1 protein-coding gene is annotated in these 1,055 nt (G+C 72.7%); it reads right to left on the minus strand.

Translation table 11 applies throughout. From position 1 onward, the window contains the following. Positions 1 to 1,055 (minus strand): DUF4573 domain-containing protein (locus tag JQ558_RS37790; protein ID WP_249142803.1); only part of this gene is annotated, 1,055 nt, incomplete at both ends.

Genomic DNA, 1,055 nt, shown 5'->3' on the forward strand with positions numbered 1-1,055 from the left:
GGCTCGACAGGTGCGACCGGCTCGACAGGTGCGACCGGTTCGACGGGAGCAACCGGCTCGACGGGTGCCACCGGCTCGACAGGTGCCACCGGTTCGACGGGTGCCACCGGCTCGACAGGTGCCACCGGCTCGACGGGAGCCACCGGCTCGACAGGTGCGACCGGCTCGACAGGTGCGACCGGTTCGACGGGAGCAACCGGCTCGACGGGAGCCACCGGCTCGACAGGTGCCACCGGCTCGACAGGTGCGACCGGCTCCACGGGTTCGACAGGTGCAACTGGCGCGACGGGAGCCACCGGTTCGACAGGTGCGACCGGCTCGACCGGTGCGACCGGTTCGACGGGAGCAACTGGCTCGACGGGTGCAATTGGCTCGACAGGTGCGACTGGCGCGACCGGCTCGACGGGTGCAACTGGCTCGACGGGAGCCACCGGCTCGACGGGAGCCACCGGCTCGGCGGGTGCGACCGGCTCGACGGGAGCCACCGGCTCGACAGGTGCGACCGGCTCGACAGGTGCGACCGGCTCGACGGGAGCAACCGGCTCGACGGGTGCCACCGGCTCGACAGGTGCCACCGGCTCGACGGGTGCGACCGGCTCGACGGGTGTCACCGGCTCGACAGGTGCCACCGGCTCGACAGGTGCGACCGGCTCGACAGGTGCCACCGGCTCGACTGGAGCAACCGGCTCGACGGGTGCCACCGGCTCGACAGGTGCCACCGGCTCGACAGGTGCCACCGGCTCGACAGGTGCGACCGGTTCGACGGGAGCAACCGGCTCGACGGGTGCCACCGGTTCGACGGGAGCAACCGGCTCGACGGGAGCCACCGGCTCGACGGGTGCAACCGGCTCGACGGGAGCAACCGGCTCGACAGGTGCGACCGGCTCGACAGGTGCGACCGGCTCGACGGGAGCCACCGGCTCGACAGGTGCGACCGGCTCGACAGGTGCGACCGGTTCGACGGGAGCCACCGGCTCGACGGGTGCCACCGGCTCAACGGGTGCAACTGGCTCGACGGGAGCAACCGGCTCGACGGGAGCCACCGGCTCGACGGG

The sequence above is a fragment of the Bradyrhizobium sp. AUGA SZCCT0160 genome (assembly GCF_018130105.1).
Lineage (GTDB): Bacteria > Pseudomonadota > Alphaproteobacteria > Rhizobiales > Xanthobacteraceae > Bradyrhizobium.